Below are 23,828 nucleotides of genomic sequence, written 5' to 3'. Positions count from 1 at the left end.
ACATACCATAGTCCGTACGGGATTCGAACCCGTGTTACCGCCGTGAAAAGGCGGTGTCTTAACCCCTTGACCAACGGACCTGAGTTGTTATTTTCAACTCTTACTATTATACCGACTTTTTAAACTTTGTCAACACCTTTTTAAACTTTTTTTACTTTTTTGCATGAATTCCTAATGAGTACGGATGTCAAACTCTTTAAACACAATACGTAAGTCCTTTAGCACTCTTTGACGCCCTCGAAATCGTTCATGTCTTAAGACGAGTTCTAACTCTTCTTGTTTGTCTTTACTTTGTTTTCTTCTATAATCTCTTAGGGTTTCATGAAAGAGATAATAATCATCTAGCCAGAGACCTCCCTCACTGATACGATGACTAATCTCACCTACTTCTTCATAAGGTTCTTTATCATATTTTCGTTTTTGACTTTCTTGTTTTCGGATATAGTCTAGAATCCGATTTCGGAACTTAGTTTTAAAGTATTTACGTAAGCGTGGTATATCTTCTACAAGTCCTTCTTCTTTACTAATCAATTCATGTAAGCAAATCATTCCCTCTTGGTCCCAATCAGATAACTCCCATAAATGGAGATGATATTCATTTCTACACTTATATACAATCCCCTGGACTTCTTTATACAATTCTTTAAACATAACGTCCCCCTTTCTAGATACAGTCTAACAGATTCAAAAACAGTTTTTGTCCTATTTTCCCGTTCTGTTCTCTACACCGCTTCAACTGCACAAAAAAGAGAGGACATGCCTCTCTTTGGGTTATTTTTCATCATTCATTTTTGACTTTACTTCATCATAAGATAATGCATGAGATTCCTCTTCTACAGTTTCAGGCATCTTTCCTGTTTCATAAAGAGATTTAATTTGTGTACTATCCAATGTTTCGTATTTCAATAGTGCTTCTGCAATCAACTTGTGAGTTTCACGATTTGACTGAATAATTTCAGCAGCTTTATTTCGTGCCTCATTTAATAATGAACGAACCTCTTCGTCAATTTCATAAGCTGTTTGTTCTGAAATTGATTTTTGAGGACTCTGTGCACCAAACATAGCATGGTTTCCTTCATATTGTACTGGGCCAAGTTTTTCACTCATACCGTACTCTGTAACCATTGCACGCGCCATTTGTGTCGCTTGTTCAAAGTCGTTTGAAGCTCCTGTAGTTTGAACATTAAAGATAATTTCTTCAGCTACACGTCCACCCATTAAGCCAGCCAATTGCTCTTTCATATCTTCTTTAGATAGAAGCATTTGATCTTCCTTAGGAAGTGCAATCATGTAACCACCTGCACGACCACGTGGTACAATTGTAACCTTATGGACAACGCGGGCATTCGACAAGACTAAACCAACAATGGTATGTCCAGCCTCATGGTAGGCAACTAATTCACGTTCTTTTTGTGAAACAGTCTTATCTTTCTTAGAAGGTCCAGCAATAACTCTATCTTCTGCTTCATCAATATCTGAGGCATCAATTATCGATTTATTGCGACGAGCAGCAACTAAAGCCGCTTCATTCAAGACATTCTCTAAATCAGCACCAACAAAACCTGGAGTTTGTTGAGCCACTAATTTCAAATCAACATCTTCTGCTAAAGGCTTGTTCTTAGCATGAACTTTCAAGATTGCTTCGCGACCCTTAACATCAGGACGGCCAACCAATACTTTTCTATCAAAACGTCCTGGACGCAAAAGGGCAGGATCTAGTACATCTGAACGGTTTGTCGCAGCGATGACGATAATTCCTTCATTTCCCTCAAAACCATCCATCTCAATCAAGAGTTGGTTCAAGGTTTGTTCACGTTCGTCATTTCCTCCGCCAAGACCAACTCCACGTTGACGTCCAACAGCATCAATTTCATCGATAAAGATGATAGCTGGTGCTGCTTTTTTGGCATCTTCAAAAAGAGAACGAACACGACTAGCTCCAACCCCGACAAACATTTCTACAAAGTCAGAACCTGAAATACTAAAGAATGGAACACCTGCTTCTCCGGCGACTGCTTTAGCAAGCAAAGTCTTACCTGTTCCCGGAGGTCCCTCTAGAAGGACACCTGCTGGAATACGGGCTCCAAGTTTTGTAAATCGTTTTGGATCTTTTAAGAATTCAACAACTTCAACTAGTTCTTGTTTTTCTTCCTCAGCTCCAGCAACATCTGAAAATCTTACTTTAATATCTTCTTTATTTGCAGCTTTAGCCTTACTACGTCCAAAACTCATCGGGTTACGGCTATTATTTCCTCCCATATTTCCCATCATTGAGAATAGGAAGAAGAAAAGAATACCGAATGGCACAATGGATACAAGAATATTAATCCACATACCACTTGAACTTTCATGCTTAATAGTTACTTCCGCTTTATGGTCAGAAGCAAGCTTTTGTAATTCTGATACCGTCGTATCTGAAGGAAGAATGATGCTTGAAAATTTCTCTACTGTTGTAGCAGAAGGAGAAAAGAACTGAATGCCTGTTTCTTCTTTACTTGTTTTAGCATTTTTATAAACACCTGAAACTTCGATAACACTACCATTTGGCTGGTAAGTCAATTCTTTTACATTGTCATCGGTAATTTCTTTTACCAGTTCTGTATAATTAATTTGCTCACTTTTCCCTGCAACACTACCTGTACTAAAATACTGGTAACCTGTAACTAGGAAAAAAATAAGTAATAACCATAGAAAAGGATTTTTAATTAAACCATTATTTTGTTTTTTCATTAAAAATTGTTCTTTCTAATTTGAATATACTTCTTCTTTCAATACTCCAACATAAGGAAGGTTACGATAATTTTCTTTGTAGTCTAAACCATAACCTACTACAAACTCATTTGGGATAGTAAAGCAGGTATAGTCTGCCTCAATTTCTACAACACGTCCTTCTGGTTTATCCAACAAGGTTGCAATTTTAACAGAAGCTGCTTCTCTTGCTTTAAACATATCTCGCAAACTCTTCAAAGTTTGACCCGTATCAATGATATCTTCTACAAACAGAACATGTCTTCCTTTGATGTCTTGAGTTACATCTTGCTTGATATTGATGACACCACTACTTGCTGTTCCACCATGGTAACTAGAAACCATCATGAAGTCCATTTCAATATGTGTGTCGATATGTTTAACCAATTCAGCCATAAAAGGAATAGATCCTTTTAAAATCCCAACTAAGATTGGATTTTTTCCTGCATAGTCCTTAGTTAATTGAGCACCTAATTTTTTAGCAGCTTCTGTAATTTCATCGTGTGAAACGAGGATTTTTTTAATATCGTTTTCTAACATTTTTTTACCTATCTATTTTTTCTATATAAAGTACAGTGTTCATTATATCATTTTTCGTGTTTTTACTCAAATTACTGGTCGTAATTCCCAAAATTGAAACAATTTCACCAAATTGCTCAATAATCAGAGCAGATTTTCGCTTTTCCATAGGGATTTTCAAATCAATAAATAGACGTCTGAGTTTTTTTCTATGCCCATTTTGAATCAAAACATCTCCTGTTTTTCGATGACGAATGTGTAATGATGTTTCGCGTGAAACAGGTACCTGCTGAATTAATTCACCTTCTAAAGGAAGTCCAAAGGAAAATAAATATCCTTGATAAGTAACTTGATTTTGATAGTGTAACACAAGTTCCTCTTCCTTTTCATCAGCCTGAGGACTGATTTTACAAATCCGAAACTGTTGATACTCTTTTACTAATTCATAACCATTTTTAAGCGGATGACGATACTGGCTTTTAGTTTTTAAAATCTGTCGAACTTCATCAAACTGAGCTTTTGTAAGATTCAAATCTGGAAAACGATTCAGATAAGTTTGAAGTAAAACTCTTTGTGTGGACTCAGAGTAAGACAATAGCTGCTCTACATTTTCTATATCAATATTCTTTGATAATTCAGCTATGGCTAAGTCATAATCTAAAATTTCATTGCCGATTCTCAATATTGCATCTCTAAATCGAGGATTTTCTTTTTCTAATTCTGGTAAGTAAGAGTTTCGAATACGATTTCGAAAATAATGATTTTCCTGATTGGATGTATCTTCAAAGTGAAAAATTGATGGAAAGTCTTTTTTCCGAAAATGCAAGAAGGGCCGAATGATTTCTATCTCTCCGACTACTTGCTTCTCCTTAATTCCTGATAGATAGCGCAAACGAGTGCCTCGAATCAAACGCATCAAAATCGTTTCCACCTGGTCATCAGCATGGTGGGCAGTGACCAAGGCTGTCGCACCTGTCTTTTTCATGACCTCTTGAAAAAAATCATAACGAAAATCTCGAGCACGCGCTTCTGAAAATTCACCTGAAAAATTGCTGATATAAATAGGAAGCTCTGCTTCAGCAGCCAACTTCCTTAATTCCTTTTCTTCCCAATCTGATTCTACTCTCTGCTTATGATTCACATGAGCTAGAATCAATTCAATTTCTAACTCTTTTTGATACGTAGATAATACCTTAAATAGAAACATAGAATCTAATCCACCAGAAAGAGCTAGCACCACCTTAGCATGTTTTTTGAAATATCCCTTATTGAGAAAATGATTTAAAAAATCTTGTTCTCTCATTTTAGAACCTCATAAACATCTTTGGCTATCTTAGAAATCGTATCATAATCAGAATTCTTTGTGAAAATAGAAAGAATAAATGGAGAATCTGCATAGACAACACCTGTATCATGCTTAAATTCGTCTGCATCTCCAATTTTATGAGCTACTTTAACCGAAACACCTTTGGCAATTCTCTCATTATCAAAATCTGTTTTAGTCAAAGAATCCAATATAAATCCATTTTGATTATAAATTGCTTCCATAACCTTCCCAGCCATTTTAGAAGAAATCAATTTTTCTTTTGGATCCCAATCATCTCCCATAATAGCAGACATCTTGGATTTAAATGTGGCATCAGATTGGTTTGAAATGTAATATCCCAATAAATTATGAGCTACATTATCAGATTCTTTTGATACTTTCGTAATTAAATCCTTTAGAGAGTATTCTTTATTATCCTCTTTTTTAGGAAGACTCCCACTTCCCTCTGGTTTATAAGAACCTGGAAAATCATTGACTGCAGACACATATTTTACAGTCGTGTCTAACTGATAAAGACCCTCATTTATTTTTTCTTGCGTATAATAAAGATAAGGTAGTTTTAAAACACTAGCTGCATACATCTTTTCATCTTGATTGATACCAGCTTCTTTCCCAGTAGTCAGTTGCTTAACATAAATAGAGAATGATTCCTTCTGATATTTTTCAGATAACATTTCTTGGACTTTACTTATCCGATTATCTTCTTCAGAAGTTGATTCCTTATCTACCCATCCAGCTTGATCAATATGTAGAAATTCTCTTCCTTCTACAAACATGGTCTTGTCGATTGATACTTGCGAATAAGCTGATAAGGATGATTTCACTTCTTTTAAGTCATAAGGGCTATTATACAGTTTAAAATCAGATTCTAACCATACTTTTTTGATTGTAGGAGTTACCTCTGACTGATCATATAAAAATCGTTTGTCCGCAGCTATAAATTGGTGGTTGGATAACTTAAATACTGGAATTCCCTGTTTATTTAAGCGCCACTCGGTTATTTGGAAACTTGTTTTTGGAGTTAATTTTCCAGATTCCACTACTAAATCTTCATTCGCATAGATAGGAACTTCCCCATAAACCATAGGAGAACTTAATTTTTCTCTAAAATAAATACCAAAGTCAGATTGTGAAAGGTAATAAATTTCTTTCGAAGTATAGACGACTTCTTTTTCTGTGCTAACGACTTTTGAGATGGTCAAAAAACTCGGTAGCAACAAAATAATTAAGAATTTACGCATTCTTCCTTTCCTTTTCTTCTTGTAAACGCAATAATTGATTTTTTTCAGCCAACTCTTCCAGCTTTTCATCCGATAGACTCAAAAATTGCTCTATTACATCTAATAAATTTTCCATTTCATCACCTTGGAAGCAAGTCAGGAATCGTATAAACGGCTTCCCGATTCTTAGAATAATAATATTTTGCACGCATGTATTTAGCAGCGTAATCTTCATCTTTCAACTTTGTGGCAAAAGCTGTTTCCTTCTCCTTTTCCTCACTCAAGGTTTGATACTGAGTTTGCAAGTCTGATAACTGTTGACGTCTTTGGAGTAATTGGTAATAGCTTTGAGCAAGATTATAAGTTGGTAAAATGAACAATAAAATCATCAAAATAAGAACCCAACCCATGAAACGATTCCGTTTTTGTCGTTCCTTCATCAGATAACGACGACGTTGGTGTTCATTTTGAATAAAAGAATTATTCAATTGTACGATATTTTTAGACATTTTCTTCTACCCGTGTTTCACTGATAATTTCATACATGCCTGCTGCATCTTCTTTTTTTGTACTATCTTTCATCTCCAGTACTTTTACAAGTAGCAACTTATTGCCAAAGCGAATTTCAACTTGGTCATTAACTTTCAAATCCGTTGAACTTTTGGCCAAGATTCCATTTACCTTGATTCTGCCTTTATCTGCTACTTCTTTTGCGACTGTACGACGCTTGATAATTCTTGATACTTTTAAATATTTGTCTAATCTCATTTTTATTACCTCAAATTATTATTGTATCATTTTTATCTACTTTATAGAAGAAAAATGTTAAAGGGAATTGCCTCCTTTCGACACTTTTATCTCTAATAAACTTTCTCCAAAAATAAGCAGACCTTCTAAAATTTCATAGTCCTTCTTGTTTCGAACATCAAATACAACTTCCATTAATCCCTTATTCTCAGCTATGGCTGCTTTTAAGTTCGTTGCGGATAAAGCTTTGAAATAATCTTGAGCCAAGAACAGTCGCTGAGTGATTTTTTCAAATTGAACTGTAATCTTATTGTCTTTTCTTTCCACACGTTCTACAAATACCTTATCCAAATATGACTTGACTAAACCAATCTCTAAAAGATAAGCAACCACATCTGGGTATTCTCCAAAACGGTCCATCAGCTCTTCTTGTAACTCCTCATAATTGACACGGTTGTCAATTTGACGAATTTTCTTGTAAATTTCAATCTTATGTCGTTGATCAGAAATATAAGTATCAGGAAGATAGGCATCAATTTGTAAAATCAACTCAGAATTCCCTTTGGTTCTTGTGTTCACATTACCATGTCGTTTAGCAATAGCTTCCTCCAATAACTGCGAATACAATTCAAAACCAACAGAATCAATGAAACCAGACTGGGATTTTCCTAAAAGATTTCCTGCTCCGCGAATCGAAAGATCTCGCATTGCAATCTTAAATCCAGAGCCCAATTCTGTAAATCCTTTGATCGCTTCTAATCTCTTCTCGGAGACTTCACTGATTGATTTTTCTGGACGATACATGAGATAGGCATAAGCAATACGATTACTACGACCGACTCTTCCTCTTAACTGATACAAGGTTGACAAGCCCATATGGTCCGCATTCTCAATAAATAAAGTATTAGCATTTGGAATGTCCACCCCTGTCTCAATAATGGTAGTCGTCACTAAAATATCATACTGACCTTCAATGAAATCCAGTAGAGTATTTTCTAACTGAATCTCACTCATTTGCCCATGAACATAACCAATCGAAGCCTCTGGAATCAATTCCTGTAATTCTGAAACCTTCTGATCAATCGTGTCAACTTTATTGTAAAGATAGTAAACTTGACCTCCACGCTCCATTTCACGCAAGACCGCATCACGAATGACACTATCATTCTTTTCCAAAACATAGGTTTGCACTGGATAACGATTAGTCGGCGGAGTTTCAATAACAGACAAATCTCTGATTCCCAGCATAGACATGTGAAGGGTACGAGGAATTGGCGTTGCTGTCAAAGTCAGGACATCTACTTGTTTTTTCAATTCTTTCAAGGTTTCCTTATGCTTGACACCAAATCGCTGTTCCTCATCAATAATCATCAAGCCCAAATCAGCAAATACAACATCTTTTGACAAAACACGATGTGTTCCAATCAAAATATCAACTTGACCCTTTTTCAATTTTTCAAGTGTTTCAGTCTGCTCTTTTTTACTTCTAAAACGACTCAATACATCAATATTAACTGCAAAATTTTGGAATCGTTCCTTAAAATTCGTATAGTGCTGTTGCGCTAAAACCGTCGTCGGAACTAGAACGACAACCTGTTTGTGATCATTGACTGCCTTAAAGGCTGCACGCATAGCAACTTCAGTCTTTCCAAAACCAACATCCCCAACTAAAAGTCGATCCATTGGTTGAGAAGACTGCATATCTCTCTTGATTTCCTCAACACTACGAAGTTGATCATCCGTTTCAACATAAGGGAAGGCATCATCAAAAGCATGTTGATCCTCATCATCAGCTGAGAAAGCAAAACCCTTCAACTGACTGCGTTCAGAATAAAGTTTAATTAAATCGTCAGCTATATCCTCTACTTGGTTCTTAACTTTTTGCTTGGCCTTTTTGAAATGACCATCATTTAATTTATTGAGTTTTGGCGCTTTCCCATCACTTGAAATATATTTAGACAGTAGATGAATCTGTTCTACTGGGATAGAGATTTGATCCCCATTTTGATACTGCACACTGACATAATCGCGGTGTATCCCTTTGATTTCAATGGTTTCAATTCCTAAATATTGACCAATCCCATGGATATGATGGACAACGTAGTCCCCTTTTTCAAGTTCATTGTAATCTTTTAATCTCTCTGCGTTTGAAACATGTTGTCTTCGAAAACGACGTTTCAATTTCTTTTGAAAAATCTCATGTTCAGTTATCAATAAAACCTTTTCATCTACAAAATGAAAACCATGTCTGAGATTACCCTCGATTAAGTTTACAGATTCTTTACAAATACTTGACTTATCTCTAGAATCCAATTTAATCTGGTATTCCTCTAAAACATCCTCCAATGTTTTACTTCCCATTGAATTGCTAGACTGCAGGATAATAGTATAATCCATTTTTTTGTATCGCTCAATTTCTTCTTTTAGAAAAGAAAATTGATTAAAAAACTCCTGCATAGGATATTGATTAAATTGATAAATTTGGTCAAACTTGAGATTGCCTAAACCCTTTTGCAGATTAGAGAAAAAGGTAACCGGACTCTGTTTTTTATAGATTTGCTCTGTATCTGCAAAATACTGCATCTCAGAAAATGCTCTACTGTTCTGTAATTCTTCTGTAAAGTATTGTGCTAGTTCTCTTTCAAAGACTTCATACTGATTCATTAATTTTTGATAATCATCAAAGAATATTGGGGTATCTTTTTCAATATAGTCAAAAACAGTCCATGTCTTGTCATAACACAAAGATAAAAACTTCCTAGAATCTAAATGCATTTGTTTTTGATGAAAACTTGAAAGAATTTCTTCTAAGTATGATTTTAAAATAGGTGATAACGTTTTTGAAATTTGTTTTTCTAAAGCTGATTGTCCTCGTTGATAATCCTTTTCCCTCAAAAGCATATCACTAGCTGGAAAGATAATGAGTTCTGTCTGATTTTCTTTCGATAATTGTGTTTCGACTTCAAATGACCTAATACCATCGACTTCATCACCAAAAAACTCAATTCGGTAAGGTTCCAACTGGGATATTTCAAAAATATCTAAAATATCTCCTCGCAGACTAAATTCGCCTTGAGTTTGTACTTGTGTAACTTTTCGATAGCCTATCTCTTTTAACTGATGGATAAGTGCGTGTTGGTCATATTCTTCACCAACTGTTATTTTTACAATACTATCTTTAAATGCATTGGGAGACGGTAAAATCAATCGACTTGCTGCGATATTACAAACTAAAATCCCTTTCTTAGATGAATCAGTCAAAAAACGCAAGGCTTCAACCCGTGAAATGATTTTTTCTTGTGAAGACATCAAAAACTCGACCATAGGGGAGTCATCTACCAAAAATGGATAGACAAGTTCCTCACCCAAGATAGATATAAGATCACTAACAAGTCCTTCGGCTTCTCCATAAGTTGACGTCAATAACACAATCTTATCTTCCTGTCTCAAACTACTAGCAATTGCTAAAGTTTTTGTAGAAGTTGACAAGCCTAAGATTAATTGTCTTTTCTTATCTGTCAGATTTTGATGCCATTTTTTTATCTGATCATTTTCTGAGAATAAATCTAATAAGGTCACCATTTATCCGTTATACCTCTGCATCGTTTTTTCAAAGTTTTTCTCTTGTAAATAGTAGTTTATAGAATCGTCAACTTTGTCAATAGACTGTAAAATACCAATATAATCATCCTTGTCAAAAGTACTCAAAACATGGTGAACAACTGACATGCCATTTTTAGGTCTTCCGATTCCAATTTTAACACGATTAAAGGTTTGGGTTCCAATATGTTGAATAATAGACTTGATACCATTATGACCACCTGCTGAACCTTTTGCTCTTAAACGAATTTTCCCAACTTCCATGTCAAGGTCATCGTAAATGATGAGTAAATCTTCAATATCCAAACCATAATAAGTCAATAAAGCATGAACCGCTTTTCCACTTTCATTCATAAATGTCGTTGGTTTGACAAGATAAATTTTTTCTCCATTTAGGAAAAAGGATGCTAGGTCAGCTTGAAATATATTATCATGTTTAAAAGTGACATTTTGTTTTTTAGCTAATTGGTCAATCAACATAAAACCAACATTGTGTTTTGTTTCAAAATATTTATCCCCTGGATTGCCCAAGCCTACAAGTAATTTGGTCATTTATTTTTCCTTTCAAAAGCCAAAAGGGTTGGAATTTTTTTCCAACCTAATTGACACTATTTATTAAATTTTTAGACATTAAAGCGGAATTCCATAATATCGCCATCTTGAACGATATATTCTTTTCCTTCTTCACGCAATCGTCCAGCTTCTTTTACGGCCTTTTCAGATCCGTATTTCACTAGATCCTCATATGACATGGTTACTGCACGAATAAATCCTTTTTCAAAGTCTGAGTGGATAATACCAGCTGCTTGAGGAGCCTTCATACCACGTTTGAAGGTCCAAGCGCGAACTTCTTTTTCACCAGCTGTGAAGTAAGTTCCCAGTCCAAGTAAGTGGTAAGCTGCACGAGTCAACTTGTCAACGCCTGATTCTGTCAAACCAAGTGCTTCAAGAAACTCTTGCTTGTCTTCTTCGTCTAACTCAGAAATTTCTTCCTCAGCACGCGCAGAAATAACGACCACTTCAGCATTTTCTGTCGCTGCGAATTCACGAATTTGTTTAACATAATCGATAGAGTCAGGTTCTGAAACTACATCCTCGTCCACATTAGCAACATAGAGCACTGGTTTAGTCGTCAACAAGAAGAGACCTTTGACAACCTTTTGTTCTTCATCTGTAAATTCGATTGTACGAGCTGATTTCCCATCTTCAAGGACTGGTTTAATCTTTTGAAGAACATTGAATTCTGCTACTGATTCTTTATCTTTTTGCGTACGTGCCATCTTTTCTACACGCGCATAACGCTTATTAACTGATTCTAAGTCAGCAAGAATCAATTCCAGGTTAATGGTGTCAATATCTGCAAGTGGATCTACAAAAGCGTCTTCCCGTCCTTGCTCACGCATGACATTTTCATCATCAAAAGCACGAACTACATGAACAATCGCATCTACTTCACGGATATTGGCCAAGAATTTATTCCCTAACCCTTCTCCTTTTGATGCACCTTTTACAATCCCTGCGATATCTGTAAATTCAAATGTTGTTGGAACTGTCTTTTTAGGAGTAATCATTTCCGTCAATTTTTGTAGACGTTCATCTGGAACTTCTACCATTCCAACGTTTGGATCAATCGTCGCAAATGGGTAGTTTGCTGCCTCTGCTCCTGCTTTTGTAATTGCATTAAATAGTGTTGATTTACCAACGTTTGGCAAACCAACGATACCTGCTGTTAAAGCCATATTTTCTCATTCTCCGTTTTCATTTCAATCCCTAATATTATAACACAAAAAGGGAAAACTTGCTAACCCTCTAACTAAGGGCTATCAGTCAATAATTTTATTCATTTTTCGATCAAAATCATAGCGTCCCATCATGACAACATGGTCACAATTACTGCATTTGATTTTGATATCTGCCCCAACACGTGTAATTTCCCAACGATTGGCTTTTTTACCAGTTGACTTGATTGTACAAGCATGTGGCTTTTTCATTTCAATAAAATTTCCAACTTGATACATACTACTCTCCTTTTCTTTTTTGATTATATCATAAAAGAGGCGAGCTAGGCTCAACCTCTTTCACTTAATTTGTACGAACTGGGGTGATAAGTTGCATGAAGTCCTCTTCAGTATCAGCTGGCACAAGAGTAAATGGACGAACAGCTGAGATAAAGCTAATGGTCACCTTTTCGCTATTTAAAGCCTTGAGGGAATCAATCAAGTAAGTTGGGTTGAAACTAATGGTCAAATCTTCACCAGTCACCTGATCAGTATCGATTTCTTCGTTTACTTTACCAACTTCTGGAGAGTGAACGTGGGCGCTAACAACCCCATCTTTAATTTCAAGTTTCACAGTACCATTTTGAGTCGCACTTGATAAAAGACGAGCACGCTCCATTGACTGGCGTAAGTTTACCACATCAAAAGTAATAGTAGTGTTAAAGTCTGTTGGAATCAAACGATCTGTATCAGGATAGTTTCCTTCTAGGAGACGAGTGTAGAAGCTAATATTTTCGCTTCTAAAGAGGATTTGATTATTGGCAAAGAAAATCTCCACAGTTTCAATATCATCTGTAAATACCGCTGAGAATTCGCGTAGAGAACGGCTAGGAATGACAACATCAAAATCATCACTATTTTTCTCAAGAGTCAATTTTTTCTGGCTTAGACGATGAGAGTCTGTTGCAACTGTTTTTAGCTCCTTGTGTTGACTCAATACAAAATGAACACCTGTCAAAATTGGACGACTTTCTTGTGTACTTGCTGCAAAAGCTGTTTCATTGATAATTTTCTTGAGTAATTTTGTTTCAAGAACCAAAGGAGTACTTGCTGAAATTTCTTGGATTCGTGGATATTGTTCGCTATCTTTTCCTTTGAGGGTAATTTCTGATTTGCCACTGGTTAAAACAATTTGATTTTGTTCAATTTCTTTAAAATCAAGAGTCACATCAGGTAAACTAGATACCACATTGATAAAGAAAGAAGCTTCAAGAAGGATCGAACCTAAAGAAGTAATTAACAAACCAGCATCTTCATTTTTTTGAGAAATAAAATTTTCAATTGAAATTTGACCATTTGAACCAATTAAAGTAACACCTTCATTAGTCACGTCAATTTTTACGGTTGATAAAATAGGAATAGCATTTTTAGAACTTATAGCTCTTTTAGTAGTATTTAATGCTTGTAGAAATAAATTTTTATTAATTGAAAAATGAATCATGGATTCTCCTTTATTTATTTTTAGTATTAGAAGGATAATAGTAATAATAGAGTCTGTGAAATCTGTGGAAAACAGGCTTTAAACAAGTCATATCAAGTTTTTTGGCTTGTTTAAAAAATGTGGATAAAAAAGATAATAAAGTAAAAGTTATCCACAAGTTATTTAATTTTCTTTTTGATGGATTCAATTTCTAAACGTAAATTATCGTCTTCATCAATCAAAGATTTAATTTTTGCATGGGCATGAATGACTGTTGTATGATCTTTTCCACCAAATTCCTTCCCAATTTTTGGAAGACTATTATCTGTCAGTTCTCTAGATAAATACATGGCTACTTGACGGGCCAACACAATATTTTGAAGGCGTCTGCTTCCCTTCATTTCTTTGACGCTGACACCATAAAAGTTACCAACTTCATTTTGAATTTTGTCAATTGGGATGACGAGCATTTGGCTAACATCTTGTTTGCGAGCTCTAATGGCTTCTGCAGCAATATCAATAGTGATATCCTTGATTTTTTTTACTCGGGCAATTAAAGTGATGTCGTTGATGGCTCCCTCAAGATCTCGAACATTTGAATCAAATTGCCCAGCTAGGTATTCTAGAGTATCACTTTGGAAATTGTAGCCTAAATGTTCCGTTTTACTTTGCAAAATGGCAATACGTGTTTCAAAGTCAGGAGGTGTGATAGTTTGAGTTAACCCCCAACTAAAGCGCGTGACAAGCCTTTCTTCGAGCCCTTCTAAATGTTTTGGACTACGATCACTGGTTAGGACAATCTGTTTTTGCTTGTCATGAAGGGCGTTAAAGGTATTGAAAAATTCTTCCTGAGTTGCAACTTTTTTTCCGCTGAGTGACTGGATATCATCGATTAACAAAAGATCAAGACTACGATAGGTTTTTTTAAATTTTTCCATTTCCCCAAGTCTTAGGTGATCAAGAAAGTCATTAATAAAGCTTTCAGCGGGTATGTATTTGACACGCGCATTTGGAATATTTTTTAGAATTTCATTTCCAATAGCGTTTAACAGGTGAGTCTTACCAAGCCCAGGTCCTCCATAGATAAAAAGAGGATTATAGGTCAAGGCTAAATCTTCAGAGACAGCCAAAGCAGCTGATACTGCCCAAACATTTCCATCCCCTTGGATAAAATTATCAAAGGTATACTTTTCTTTTAATCCGGTATCCGAATAAGGAATAGATGCTAACTTTGGACTGTAGTCATAAAGAGTTGAATTTGGAGCTTCTTCAACTTGTGAGACAGCCGTATCTTGAGGTTTGGTGAAAATATAGTGGGGAGTTATCTCAGCATCATAAATTTCAAATCCAGCAACTACAATAATATCTTTTAGTTGTTTTTCCCAGACCATTTCCATTTCAGATCGTGGTAAAAATATAGTGGCAACATTGTCCTCTACCTTGATGAGTTCAGCTTGAATAGCATAGAAATCATACATGGATCGAGTCAGTCTTTCTTGAGCAAATTCTAATATACGATTCCAAAATTGTTTTTCTTTCAATCCTTTCTCCTCCTTTACTATTTAAAAGTTTAATACTAGACCTATTTTACCATAGAGAACAAGAATTTTCCACAAGCTGTGAAAAATAATCCACAATGTTACCAAGTTTTATCCACAGGCTGGGGATAAAAGCAGAAACTATTGACTTATTAAGCTTTTTATTGAAAAAAATAGTGGATAACCTTGTGAGATAAAAAAAATAAAAGAACAGCCTTATTTCAGGCTGTTGATAATTCTACTGTATTCTTCTTGATTCGAGAAAGCAATAATAATTTTTCCACTATCTTTTTTAGACAGTTTGATTTCTACATCTAATCCGAGTAGTTTTTTTAACTGTTCTTCTTCATTCTGTATGAAATGATTCGTTTTTTGAAGTTTCTTTTGTTTTTTCTCTGTAAGAAGAGCTTCTAACTTCCTTACAGAAATATCTTCCTCGATGATTCGTTGAAAGAAATAGTCTTGTTGTTCCTTATTCAACCCAACTAGCGAACGCGCATGTGCTTGTGATAGTTTGCCATTTTCTACTTCTGAGAGAATCTGTTCTGGCAAGGAAAGCAAGCGAATAGAGTTGCTGATATAAGGACGAGACTTGCCCATTTTATCTGCAATTTCAGCATGGGTAAATCCTTTCTCTACGAGAGATTCATAGGCGCGTGCTTCTTCTATTGGATTTAAATTTTCTCTCTGTAAATTTTCAATGATGGACTGGACCATCATCTCTTGGTCTGAGAGTTGTTTAACAACAGCTGGGATAGATGTTAGACCAGCTAAAAGTGAAGCCCGATAACGTCTTTCTCCTGCAAGGATTTCATAACCAATTACAGGAGATTGACGAACAATAATCGGTTGAATGACCCCATTTTCTTTAATAGACTGTGCTAGTTCATCTAGTTTTTCTCTATCAAATTCTTTTCGAGGTTGATAGGGATTTTTTTGTATATCCGTAATAGAAATCATTTTAAATTTTTCCATGATTCTACACTAACACATCTTTTCTCTTATGTAAAGCTTTCTTTACATAGATGTCAATTAAGATTCTAAATCACCTGAACTCTTGTCAAGTTTAATAGATGTAGTTTCTTCTTTACCGTTACGATAGTAAGTTATCTTAATGGTGTCTCCGATCGAATGATTGTAAAGAGCACTTTGTAAGTCTGTTGATGAAGCAATGTCTTTGTCATCTACTTTTGTAATAACGTCGTATTTTTCAAGGTGACCATTGGCAGGCATATTGCTCTGCACAGAACGAACAACTACACCAGATGTTACATTGCTTGGAATATTCAGTCTTCTAATATCACTTGTATTAATATTTGAGAGATTGACCATTTGGATGCCCAAAGCTGGGCGAGTCACTTTTCCGTTCTTTTCTAACTGTTCAATAATATTGATAGCATCATTTGCAGGGATTGCGAAACCAAGGCCTTCTACAGATGTGCCTCCATTTGTGGCAATTTTACTTGAGGTAATTCCGATAACCTGTCCTTGAATATTGACTAGTGGGCCACCAGAGTTACCTGGGTTAATAGCAGTATCAGTTTGGATGGCTTTTGTAGAAATGGCTTGTCCATCTTCCGATTTTAAGGATACATTTCGATTGAGACTGGATACGATACCTTGAGTGACAGTATTAGCATATTCAGAACCTAATGGGCTACCGATGGCAATAGCAGTTTCTCCTACGGTTAACTTGCTAGAATCACCAAACTCAGCTACTGTTGTCACTTTTTCTGAAGAGATTTTGACGACAGCAATATCAGAGAAAGTGTCCGCTCCGACAATTTCTCCGGGTACTTTAGTTCCATCTGACAAACGAATATCTACTTTGCTAGCGCCATTTATAACGTGATTATTGGTGACAATATAAGCTTCTTTATCATTCTTTTTATAAATAACCCCAGATCCTTCACTAGAGATTTGCTGAGAATCAGTGACAGTATCATCATTGCCAAATACGCTATTTTGTCTATTTGCTGAATAAGTAATAACAGAAACAACAGCATCTTTTACTTTGTTAACAGCCTGTGTTGTTGAATTTTCATTCTTATAGGCAGTTTGTGTAATAGTACTATTGTTGTTAGAGCTACTTACACCACTTTTTTGAGTTAGTTGAGTTATTGAAAAACTACCCAAGGCCCCACTAATAAAGCTAATGACGATAACGACTAATAATTGAAATCCTTTTTTGTAAAATGTTTTTAAATGTTTCATATTTGCCTCCATATGTTTGAAATTACTGAAAGTATAAACTGACTAGCTTAATTATAACTTAAACACAAAAGTTTTTCACAGATTGTGGATAACTTTCAAAAATCTGTGGTTTTCTTGGCTAAACTTAACCTTTTATTTTGTGAATAAGATGTGAAAAAATAGAGAATATGTTAGAATAGAGTCATGAAAATTAAAGTTGTAACAGTTGGGAAACTGAAAGAAAAGTATTTAAAAGATGGCATCGCGGAGTATTCAAAACGAATTTCTCGATTTGCTAAGCTTGAAATGATTGAGCTAGCAGATGAAAAAACACCAGATAAGGCCAGCGAATCAGAAAATCAAAAGATTTTAGAAATAGAAGGTCAGAGAATTTTATCAAAAGTTGGTGACCGTGATTTCGTTATTGTGTTAGCTATCGAAGGGAAAATGTTCTCCTCAGAAGAATTTAGTAAGCAGTTAGAAGAAGCTTCTATAAAAGGATTTTCTACTCTTACATTTGTTATTGGAGGGAGTCTGGGATTAGCACAGGATGTAAAAAAGAGAGCTAATCTCTCTGTTAGTTTTGGCCGCTTAACCTTGCCCCATCAGTTAATGAGACTAGTCCTTGCTGAACAAATCTATCGCGCTTTTACAATACAGCAGGGTTCTCCCTATCATAAATAGAAAATTGACTTTTAATTGAATTTTTGGTAGAATAATTGTGTTAGGTCTCATAGCTCAGCTGGATAGAGCATTCGCCTTCTAAGCGAACGGTCGCAGGTTCGAATCCTGCTGGGATCAATATAGTAGCAAAGCTGGGAATTTTCCCGGCTTTTTTCTTAAAAAAGTACACTTGGGGAGAAAAAAATGACAGTTGAGAGAATTTTATCTAAAACGAAATTCCATTTTGTATAATAGTTTTTGTAAGTTAGTTTACAAGAAAAAAACATTTTAGGAGATTTTATTATGAAAAACACAGTTAATTTAGATAAGTTTGTAGAATTGAAGGAAAAAGACTTGCAAAATATTCAAGGTGGGGAGATAAGGCAAACACATAATATTTTCTTTAATTTCTTTAAAAGAAGATAAAGGAGTGGAATAATGGATTTTCTTGCAGTATTAGTTGTGATATTACATATTTTTATTATTAGTAAAAGTTACTATTTAATATGTAAAAATAAAATAAATATAAAAGAACTATGCTTTTTTGGTGGTTATACATTCCTAGTAGAATCAGTATTTGAACTTTCCTTTTATTTTATATACTTAGATGGATTAGGAATTGAAAAATTTTTATTTCCTTTGGTATTATATTCATATTTTAGATTTATTAAAAAGTATGAGAAGTATAGAGGAGTATTCTTAAGTTTACTACTATCCCTTTTATATAATAGCACTCATACCTTTCTATCCGTAACTTTATCCTCTATAATAGGAGATGATACTGCCCTACAATATCATAGTCTATTCTTTTTAGTTGTAGTGGCGTTGACTTATGTTGTTATCGTAACAATCATTCGTTATTTCCATTTGGAACTAAACTATTTTGACAAAGATTATCTCTATCCTTTCTTGAAAAAAGTCTTTTTTGCTTTACTACTTCTACATGTTGTATCTTTCATTTCAGATATGGTAAGTACGATTAAACATTTGAATAGTTTTGGAAGTATTTTATCATCTATTGTCTTTATCTCTTTACTTTTGACCTTTTTTGCAATGAATTCGCATAAAGAAAAAATGGAGAAAGAGATTGCTTTGAAGCAGAAGAAATTTGAACAGAAACATTTACAGAATTATACAGATGAAATTGTCGGACTGTATAATGAAATCCGTGGTTTTCGACATGACTATGCCGGGATGCTTGTCAGCATGCAGATGGCAATTGATAGTGGTGATTTACAGGAAATTGACAGAGTTTACAATGAAGTTTTGGTCAAAGCAAATCACAAACTGCGTTCAGATAAGTATACTTACTTTGACTTGAACAACATAGAAGATTCAGCTTTACGAAGTTTGGTTGCTCAGTCAATTGTCTATGCTCGAAATAATGGTGTAGAGTTTACACTGGAAGTAAAAGATAAGATTACCAAGCTCCCAATTGAACTATTGGATTTGGTTCGTATCATGAGTGTTTTATTGAACAATGCTGTAGAAGGATCAGCTGATAGCTATAAAAAACAAATGGAAGTAGCAGTTATTAAGATGGAAACCGAAACAGTTATTGTGATTCAGAATTCATGTAAAATGACGATGACTCCTTCAGGAGATCTATTTGCCTTAGGATTCTCCACTAAGGGAAGAAATCGCGGAGTAGGCTTAAATAATGTGAAAGAACTACTAGATAAATACAACAATATTATTTTAGAAACAGAGATGGAAGGCAGTACATTTAGACAAATTATTAGGTTTAAGAGGGAATTTGAATGAAAGTTTTAATTTTAGAAGATGTTATTGAACATCAAGTGAGACTAGAGAGAATATTGGATGAAATTTCGAAAGAATCGAATATTCCAATATCATACAAGACAACGGGAAAAGTTCGTGAGTTTAAGGAATATATCGAAAATGATGAAGTAAACCAGCTTTATTTTCTAGATATTGATATTCATGGAATTGAGAAAAAAGGGTTTGAAGTTGCTCAGTTTATTCGTCATCACAATCCTTACGCTATTATCGTCTTTATCACCAGTCGATCAGAGTTTGCGACTCTAACCTATAAATACCAGGTATCAGCCTTAGATTTTGTTGATAAGGATATCAATGATGAGTTGTTTAAGAAGAGAATTGAGCAAAATATCTTCTACACGAAGAGTATGTTACTTGAAAATGAAGATGTTGTAGATTATTTTGACTACAATTACAAGGGAAATGATTTAAAAATTCCTTACCATGATATTTTGTATATTGAAACGACAGGTGTCTCTCATAAATTACGCATTATTGGTAAGAATTTTGCCAAAGAGTTTTACGGTACCATGACAGATATTCAGGAAAAGGACAAACATACTCAGCGATTTTATTCTCCTCATAAGTCATTTTTGGTAAATATAGGCAATATCAGAGAAATTGATCGAAAAAATCTAGAAATTGTTTTCTATGAAGACCATCGTTGTCCTATTTCAAGATTAAAAATTAGAAAATTAAAAGATATTCTAGAGAAAAAATCTCAAAAGTGATTGACAATTAGTAAGAAATTGATATAATGGTTATATCTGCTACAGATAGAAGGTCCGTTGGTCAAGGGGTTAAGACACCGCCTTTTCACGGCGGTAACACGGGTTCGAATCCCGTACGGACTATTTTATCCGCCATAGCTCAGTTGGTAGTAGCGCATGACTGTTAATCATGATGTCGTAGGTTCGAGTCCTACTGGCGGAGTATAGATAAAAGGGAACATAGTGTTGTTCCCTTTTTTGTATCAATTTGTATCACCAAGCATCTTCATAAGGAAGTCTGTTATTTCTTGAGGACTTTCTTTTTTTCCATGTGCAATCCAAGTTTGGCAGACACCAAAAAGTGCGTGAGTTAGATAGATGCTACTGTATTCTAATTCAGTGGTATTGAGATTCAGTTGCATAAATCGCTTTTGTAAATCTGTACTGAGCATGATATGAAGTTTATTTCGTAAGAAATTTTGGATTTCTTTGGTCCCATTTTCAGAAAGAAGGGCAGCTAGAAGTGGTTCTGACTCTAGATATTCAAATACTTCTAGAATAGCGTCTCTTTTGTGATGAGCATGTTTTTGAAAAATATATTCAAATGTATGAAATAGTTTGCTTTGATAGTGCTCAATCATATCATACTTATCCTTATAGTGAGTATAGAAGCTGGAACGACTAATTCCGGCTTTTTCTGCTAACTTGACAGTAGAAATTTGATCAAATGGCTGTTCCATCAGTAATTGTACCATAGCATTTTCAATAGTTCGCTTTGTTTTTAAGCGTTTGTTACTTTCTTGCATATTTCCTCCTTATAAACAAATTAGACTATATGTCTAAAAATGGATTTTTTATCTTGTAATTTAGATTTTTTATTGTATAATCTATTATATCAAAATTTTAGACAATATGTTTAAAAAAGGAGAAACTATGTTTAAAGAATGGAAAGCAATTTTTAAAAAACCAACTTTTATTATTGTCATGATAGGGATTTCTCTTATTCCCGCTCTGTACAATATCATATTTTTGTCATCAATGTGGGATCCATATGGTCAAGTGTCTGACTTACCTGTGGCAGTTGTCAATAATGATAAAGAGGCTTCCTATAATGGTAATAGCATGTCTATAGGAAAAGACATGGTGTCTAATTTAGAGCAAAATAAATCATTGGATTTTCATTTTGTAGATGAAGAAGAAGGTAAGAAGGGTCTAGAAAACGGTGATTATTATATGGTAGTCACTTTGCCAAGTGACTTGTCTGAAAAAGCAGCTTCTATTTTAACGGATCACCCAGAGCAAATGCAAATCGATTATCAGACTTCAAGTGGTCATAGCTTTATTGCCAGCAAGATGAGTGATTCTGCAATGACACAATTAAAGCAGAGTGTTTCTACCAATGTAACCGAGACCTATACTAAAGCTTTATTCAACAAAATGGTCGATTTAAAGGATGGTATGAGTCAAGCAGCTTCTGGAAGTGAAAAACTAACTGATGGAGCGAATCAGTTAGTGGCAGGAAGTCAAACATTAACTACTAACCTAAACTCTTTAGCAGATTCAAGTTTAACATTTTTAAATGGAACGGAGCAGTTTACTAAAGGATTATCCTCTTATGTCTCTGGTGTTGAACAACTTCATCTTGGCTTAGGAAATTTTAATAGTGGTTTAGTTACATATACTGGTGCAGTGAGTCAATTAGATAGCGGATTAGGTCAATTATCTTCTAAAAGTCCTGAATTAGTAGGAGGAATCAATCAACTATATACTGGTGTAGAGTCCTATACTGGCGGTGTTTCTCAGCTCAATGCTGGTCTTAATCAATTTTCATCTGGTGTTAGTGCTTATACAAACGGAGTGGGAAGTCTTGCAACAGGTGCTAATCAGTTATCCAATCAATCAGCTACACTTCGAATGGGTATGGAGCAATTAAGTGAAGGAATTCAACAACTTTCTAGCAAGTTAGATGCTTCATCTGAGAAAAAAGATCAAATTGCTCAATTATCTTCTGGTTTGAATCAGTTAAATCAAGCTATTCAAAATATTGATGTTGGAGATACAAAACAATTAGATTCTGTTTTATCAAGTATAGTATCTCTTTCTAATCAAATGTTAGCAAGTGCTCAGTCTGATAAAGCGACTACATTAGCTAATATTCAATCGACAGCAGCTTATCAATCTTTGACAAGTGAGCAACAAGCTGAGATAAGTGCTTCTGTATCTCAAAATTCGACTGATAGTATTCAATCAGCACAGTCAATTGTAGCTTTAGTTCAAGGTTTACAAGGAAGTTTAGAAAACTTACAAAATCAATCTTCTAATCTTTCGATATTAAAAAATCAAGTTAATCAAGTATTACCGCTTGCTTCTACTTCTTTAACAGGATTGTCAAGTGGATTAACAGAGATACAAGGAGCTGTTGCTAGCAAATTAGTTCCTGCCAGTCAGTCTATTACATCGGGTGTAAATGCATATACTGCAGGTGTTGATAAAGTTTCTCAAGGCGCAAGTCAACTAAGTGAAAAGAATTCCACCTTGACAGGTAGTCTGGATCAACTAGTTTCAGGCTCAACTACCTTGACACAAAAATCTTCTAACTTGACAGCAGGAGTTGGTCAATTAGTTGAAAAAACTCCGGAATTAGTGTCTGGTATTGAAAAATTATCAACTGGCTCTAACCAATTGAATCAAAAGAGTCAAGAATTGATAGCAGGAGTTGATAAATTACAGTCAGGCTCTAGCCAACTAGCTGACAAATCCAGTCAGTTAATTTCAGGTGCTTCTCAATTAGAGAATGGAGCTAATAAATTGGCAGATGGATCTTGGAAGCTTGCAGAAGGTGGAACAAAGTTAACTTCTGGATTGGAAGATTTACAGACAGGAGTTGCTTCTTTAGGACAAGGACTAAGTAATGCTAGTGATCAACTTAAATCAGCATCAACGGAATCTAAAAATGCAGAGATTTTGTCAAATCCACTCAATCTTTCCAAAACAGACAATGACCAAGTTCCTGTAAATGGAATCGCAATGGCTCCTTATATGATATCAGTTGCTCTTTTTGTTGCAGCAATATCAACAAATATGATCTTTGCGAAGCTGCCTTCAGGACGTCATCCAGAGAGCCGTTGGTCTTGGTTGAAATCTAGAGCTGAAATAAATGGTATGATAGCTATTTTAGCAGGAATTTTGGTATATGGAGGAGTTCATCTTATTGGTCTAACTGCAAATCATGAGATGAGAACATTTATCCTCATTATCCTAACAAGTTTAGTATTCATGTCCATGGTGACCGCTTTAACAACATGGAATAGCCGTATAGGAGCTTTCTTTTCTCTTATTTTGCTTTTATTACAGTTAGCATCAAGTGCAGGTACTTACCCACTTGCTTTGACAAATGATTTCTTTAGAGCCATTAATCCTTGGTTACCAATGAGTTATTCAGTTTCGGGATTACGACAAACAATCTCTATGACAGGAAATATTCATCATCAAGTCATTTTCCTTGCCGTTATATTAGTACTATTTATTTGTTTAGGTATGTTAGCCTATCAACCTAAGAAAATGGAAGAAGATTAAAAAAATC

The 23,828-nt window shown here is 34.9% G+C and carries 22 protein-coding genes and 4 tRNA genes; 8 read left to right on the top strand and 18 right to left on the bottom strand.

Annotated elements, in window-relative coordinates; translation table 11 throughout:
* Positions 1-8 precede the first annotated feature (8 nt).
* From ACERDH_RS07480 to htrA, 17 genes are all read right to left on the bottom strand, one after another.
* Positions 9-80: transfer RNA gene (locus ACERDH_RS07480), tRNA-Glu, on the bottom strand.
* A 91-nt stretch (positions 81-171) separates the two neighbouring features.
* On the bottom strand, positions 172-651 hold the full coding sequence (locus ACERDH_RS07475) for a sigma-70 RNA polymerase sigma factor region 4 domain-containing protein (RefSeq protein ID WP_386685627.1): 480 nt from the start codon (positions 649-651) through the stop codon (positions 172-174).
* Between the two features lie 120 nt (positions 652-771).
* Positions 772-2,730, bottom strand: coding sequence for an ATP-dependent zinc metalloprotease FtsH (gene ftsH, locus ACERDH_RS07470; RefSeq protein WP_386685625.1), 1,959 nt, complete (start codon positions 2,728-2,730; stop codon positions 772-774).
* Positions 2,731-2,745: 15 nt separating this feature from the next.
* On the bottom strand, positions 2,746-3,288 hold the full coding sequence (gene hpt / locus ACERDH_RS07465; RefSeq protein WP_000892178.1) for a hypoxanthine phosphoribosyltransferase: 543 nt from the start codon (positions 3,286-3,288) through the stop codon (positions 2,746-2,748).
* 4 nt (positions 3,289-3,292) lie between these two features.
* Entirely contained in the window at positions 3,293-4,570 is a 1,278-nt protein-coding gene (tilS, locus tag ACERDH_RS07460) for a tRNA lysidine(34) synthetase TilS (protein WP_386685623.1), read from the bottom strand.
* The gene (locus tag ACERDH_RS07455; RefSeq protein WP_386685632.1) at positions 4,567-5,835 is read right to left on the bottom strand and encodes a serine hydrolase; all 1,269 of its coding nucleotides are present in this window, start codon (positions 5,833-5,835) and stop codon (positions 4,567-4,569) included. Before ACERDH_RS07455 ends, tilS begins: the two co-directional genes overlap by 4 nt.
* A complete protein-coding gene (locus tag ACERDH_RS07450) occupies positions 5,828-5,950 on the bottom strand; it encodes an SP_0009 family protein (RefSeq protein WP_000429336.1) in 123 nt (40 codons plus the stop codon). The genes ACERDH_RS07455 and ACERDH_RS07450 overlap by 8 nt, the downstream gene beginning before the upstream one ends.
* Before the next feature lie 4 nt (positions 5,951-5,954).
* A complete protein-coding gene (locus ACERDH_RS07445; RefSeq protein ID WP_084950569.1) occupies positions 5,955-6,323 on the bottom strand; it encodes a septum formation initiator family protein in 369 nt (122 codons plus the stop codon).
* Entirely contained in the window at positions 6,316-6,582 is a 267-nt protein-coding gene (locus tag ACERDH_RS07440) for an RNA-binding S4 domain-containing protein (protein ID WP_001234978.1), read from the bottom strand. Before ACERDH_RS07440 ends, ACERDH_RS07445 begins: the two co-directional genes overlap by 8 nt.
* A gap of 57 nt (positions 6,583-6,639) precedes the next feature.
* Positions 6,640-10,143 carry a transcription-repair coupling factor gene (gene mfd, locus ACERDH_RS07435; protein WP_386685597.1) on the bottom strand — a complete coding sequence of 1,168 codons (3,504 nt, stop codon included), beginning with the start codon at positions 10,141-10,143 and terminating at the stop codon, positions 6,640-6,642.
* Positions 10,144-10,713: an aminoacyl-tRNA hydrolase gene (gene pth, locus ACERDH_RS07430; RefSeq protein ID WP_386685595.1), complete on the bottom strand. Its 570-nt coding sequence runs from the start codon at positions 10,711-10,713 to the stop codon at positions 10,144-10,146.
* A 71-nt stretch (positions 10,714-10,784) separates the two neighbouring features.
* Positions 10,785-11,900 carry a redox-regulated ATPase YchF gene (ychF, locus tag ACERDH_RS07425; protein WP_001218713.1) on the bottom strand — a complete coding sequence of 372 codons (1,116 nt, stop codon included), beginning with the start codon at positions 11,898-11,900 and terminating at the stop codon, positions 10,785-10,787.
* A gap of 84 nt (positions 11,901-11,984) precedes the next feature.
* Positions 11,985-12,179, bottom strand: coding sequence for a DUF951 domain-containing protein (locus tag ACERDH_RS07420; RefSeq protein WP_261265944.1), 195 nt, complete (start codon positions 12,177-12,179; stop codon positions 11,985-11,987).
* 64 nt (positions 12,180-12,243) lie between these two features.
* Positions 12,244-13,380, bottom strand: coding sequence for a DNA polymerase III subunit beta (gene dnaN / locus ACERDH_RS07415; protein WP_049486822.1), 1,137 nt, complete (start codon positions 13,378-13,380; stop codon positions 12,244-12,246).
* 158 nt (positions 13,381-13,538) lie between these two features.
* Entirely contained in the window at positions 13,539-14,900 is a 1,362-nt protein-coding gene (gene dnaA, locus ACERDH_RS07410; protein WP_386685592.1) for a chromosomal replication initiator protein DnaA, read from the bottom strand.
* A 213-nt stretch (positions 14,901-15,113) separates the two neighbouring features.
* Positions 15,114-15,872, bottom strand: coding sequence for a ParB/RepB/Spo0J family partition protein (locus ACERDH_RS07405; protein WP_386685590.1), 759 nt, complete (start codon positions 15,870-15,872; stop codon positions 15,114-15,116).
* Positions 15,873-15,929: 57 nt separating this feature from the next.
* The gene (gene htrA, locus ACERDH_RS07400; RefSeq protein WP_386685588.1) at positions 15,930-17,111 is read right to left on the bottom strand and encodes a serine protease HtrA; all 1,182 of its coding nucleotides are present in this window, start codon (positions 17,109-17,111) and stop codon (positions 15,930-15,932) included.
* Between the two features lie 183 nt (positions 17,112-17,294).
* Here htrA and rlmH point away from each other — a divergent pair, with 183 nt between their 5' ends.
* The 7 genes from rlmH to ACERDH_RS07365 all read left to right on the top strand — a co-directional run bounded on the left by rlmH (position 17,295) and on the right by ACERDH_RS07365 (position 20,468).
* Positions 17,295-17,774: a 23S rRNA (pseudouridine(1915)-N(3))-methyltransferase RlmH gene (gene rlmH / locus ACERDH_RS07395; protein ID WP_386685586.1), complete on the top strand. Its 480-nt coding sequence runs from the start codon at positions 17,295-17,297 to the stop codon at positions 17,772-17,774.
* Positions 17,775-17,817: 43 nt separating this feature from the next.
* Positions 17,818-17,891, top strand: a tRNA-Arg gene (locus tag ACERDH_RS07390).
* A 165-nt stretch (positions 17,892-18,056) separates the two neighbouring features.
* Positions 18,057-18,179, top strand: coding sequence for a competence-stimulating peptide ComC (gene comC, locus ACERDH_RS07385; RefSeq protein WP_004238992.1), 123 nt, complete (start codon positions 18,057-18,059; stop codon positions 18,177-18,179).
* Positions 18,180-18,191: 12 nt separating this feature from the next.
* Positions 18,192-19,517, top strand: a complete 1,326-nt coding sequence (gene comD / locus ACERDH_RS07380; RefSeq protein WP_020902616.1) for a competence system sensor histidine kinase ComD — start codon at positions 18,192-18,194, stop codon at positions 19,515-19,517.
* The gene (gene comE / locus ACERDH_RS07375) at positions 19,514-20,266 is read left to right on the top strand and encodes a competence system response regulator transcription factor ComE (protein ID WP_000866073.1); all 753 of its coding nucleotides are present in this window, start codon (positions 19,514-19,516) and stop codon (positions 20,264-20,266) included. The genes comD and comE overlap by 4 nt, the downstream gene beginning before the upstream one ends.
* A gap of 51 nt (positions 20,267-20,317) precedes the next feature.
* Positions 20,318-20,389, top strand: a tRNA-Glu gene (locus ACERDH_RS07370).
* A 5-nt stretch (positions 20,390-20,394) separates the two neighbouring features.
* Positions 20,395-20,468 (top strand) — tRNA-Asn (locus tag ACERDH_RS07365).
* Between the two features lie 40 nt (positions 20,469-20,508).
* Here ACERDH_RS07365 and ACERDH_RS07360 read toward each other — a convergent pair.
* Positions 20,509-21,051 carry a TetR/AcrR family transcriptional regulator gene (locus tag ACERDH_RS07360; RefSeq protein WP_001158275.1) on the bottom strand — a complete coding sequence of 181 codons (543 nt, stop codon included), beginning with the start codon at positions 21,049-21,051 and terminating at the stop codon, positions 20,509-20,511.
* Between the two features lie 127 nt (positions 21,052-21,178).
* Here ACERDH_RS07360 and ACERDH_RS07355 point away from each other — a divergent pair, with 127 nt between their 5' ends.
* A complete protein-coding gene (locus ACERDH_RS07355; protein WP_203212915.1) occupies positions 21,179-23,821 on the top strand; it encodes a YhgE/Pip domain-containing protein in 2,643 nt (880 codons plus the stop codon).
* Positions 23,822-23,828: the final 7 nt, after the last annotated feature.

Origin of the sequence: Streptococcus bovismuti (genome assembly GCF_042436615.2) — a bacterium.
Taxonomy (GTDB): Bacteria; Bacillota; Bacilli; order Lactobacillales; family Streptococcaceae; genus Streptococcus.
The sequence above is the reverse complement of the archived record's forward strand: the minus strand, read 5'-3'. Positions and strand labels throughout refer to the sequence as shown.

Bases quoted from the DNA above. Each gene is read 5' to 3' on its own strand.
- ACERDH_RS07475 (WP_386685627.1), bottom strand. From the start codon at position 651: ATGTTTAAAGAATTGTATAAAGAAGTCCAGGGGATTGTATATAAGTGT.
- ftsH (WP_386685625.1), bottom strand. From the start codon at position 2,730: ATGAAAAAACAAAATAATGGTTTAATTAAAAATCCTTTTCTATGGTTA.
- hpt (WP_000892178.1), bottom strand. From the start codon at position 3,288: ATGTTAGAAAACGATATTAAAAAAATCCTCGTTTCACACGATGAAATT.
- tilS (WP_386685623.1), bottom strand. From the start codon at position 4,570: ATGAGAGAACAAGATTTTTTAAATCATTTTCTCAATAAGGGATATTTC.
- ACERDH_RS07455 (WP_386685632.1), bottom strand. From the start codon at position 5,835: ATGCGTAAATTCTTAATTATTTTGTTGCTACCGAGTTTTTTGACCATC.
- ACERDH_RS07450 (WP_000429336.1), bottom strand. From the start codon at position 5,950: ATGGAAAATTTATTAGATGTAATAGAGCAATTTTTGAGTCTATCGGAT.
- ACERDH_RS07445 (WP_084950569.1), bottom strand. From the start codon at position 6,323: ATGTCTAAAAATATCGTACAATTGAATAATTCTTTTATTCAAAATGAA.
- ACERDH_RS07440 (WP_001234978.1), bottom strand. From the start codon at position 6,582: ATGAGATTAGACAAATATTTAAAAGTATCAAGAATTATCAAGCGTCGT.
- mfd (WP_386685597.1), bottom strand. From the start codon at position 10,143: ATGGTGACCTTATTAGATTTATTCTCAGAAAATGATCAGATAAAAAAA.
- pth (WP_386685595.1), bottom strand. From the start codon at position 10,713: ATGACCAAATTACTTGTAGGCTTGGGCAATCCAGGGGATAAATATTTT.
- ychF (WP_001218713.1), bottom strand. From the start codon at position 11,900: ATGGCTTTAACAGCAGGTATCGTTGGTTTGCCAAACGTTGGTAAATCA.
- ACERDH_RS07420 (WP_261265944.1), bottom strand. From the start codon at position 12,179: ATGTATCAAGTTGGAAATTTTATTGAAATGAAAAAGCCACATGCTTGT.
- dnaN (WP_049486822.1), bottom strand. From the start codon at position 13,380: ATGATTCATTTTTCAATTAATAAAAATTTATTTCTACAAGCATTAAAT.
- ACERDH_RS07405 (WP_386685590.1), bottom strand. From the start codon at position 15,872: ATGGAAAAATTTAAAATGATTTCTATTACGGATATACAAAAAAATCCC.
- htrA (WP_386685588.1), bottom strand. From the start codon at position 17,111: ATGAAACATTTAAAAACATTTTACAAAAAAGGATTTCAATTATTAGTC.
- rlmH (WP_386685586.1), top strand. From the start codon at position 17,295: ATGAAAATTAAAGTTGTAACAGTTGGGAAACTGAAAGAAAAGTATTTA.
- comC (WP_004238992.1), top strand. From the start codon at position 18,057: ATGAAAAACACAGTTAATTTAGATAAGTTTGTAGAATTGAAGGAAAAA.
- comD (WP_020902616.1), top strand. From the start codon at position 18,192: ATGGATTTTCTTGCAGTATTAGTTGTGATATTACATATTTTTATTATT.
- comE (WP_000866073.1), top strand. From the start codon at position 19,514: ATGAAAGTTTTAATTTTAGAAGATGTTATTGAACATCAAGTGAGACTA.
- ACERDH_RS07360 (WP_001158275.1), bottom strand. From the start codon at position 21,051: ATGCAAGAAAGTAACAAACGCTTAAAAACAAAGCGAACTATTGAAAAT.
- ACERDH_RS07355 (WP_203212915.1), top strand. From the start codon at position 21,179: ATGTTTAAAGAATGGAAAGCAATTTTTAAAAAACCAACTTTTATTATT.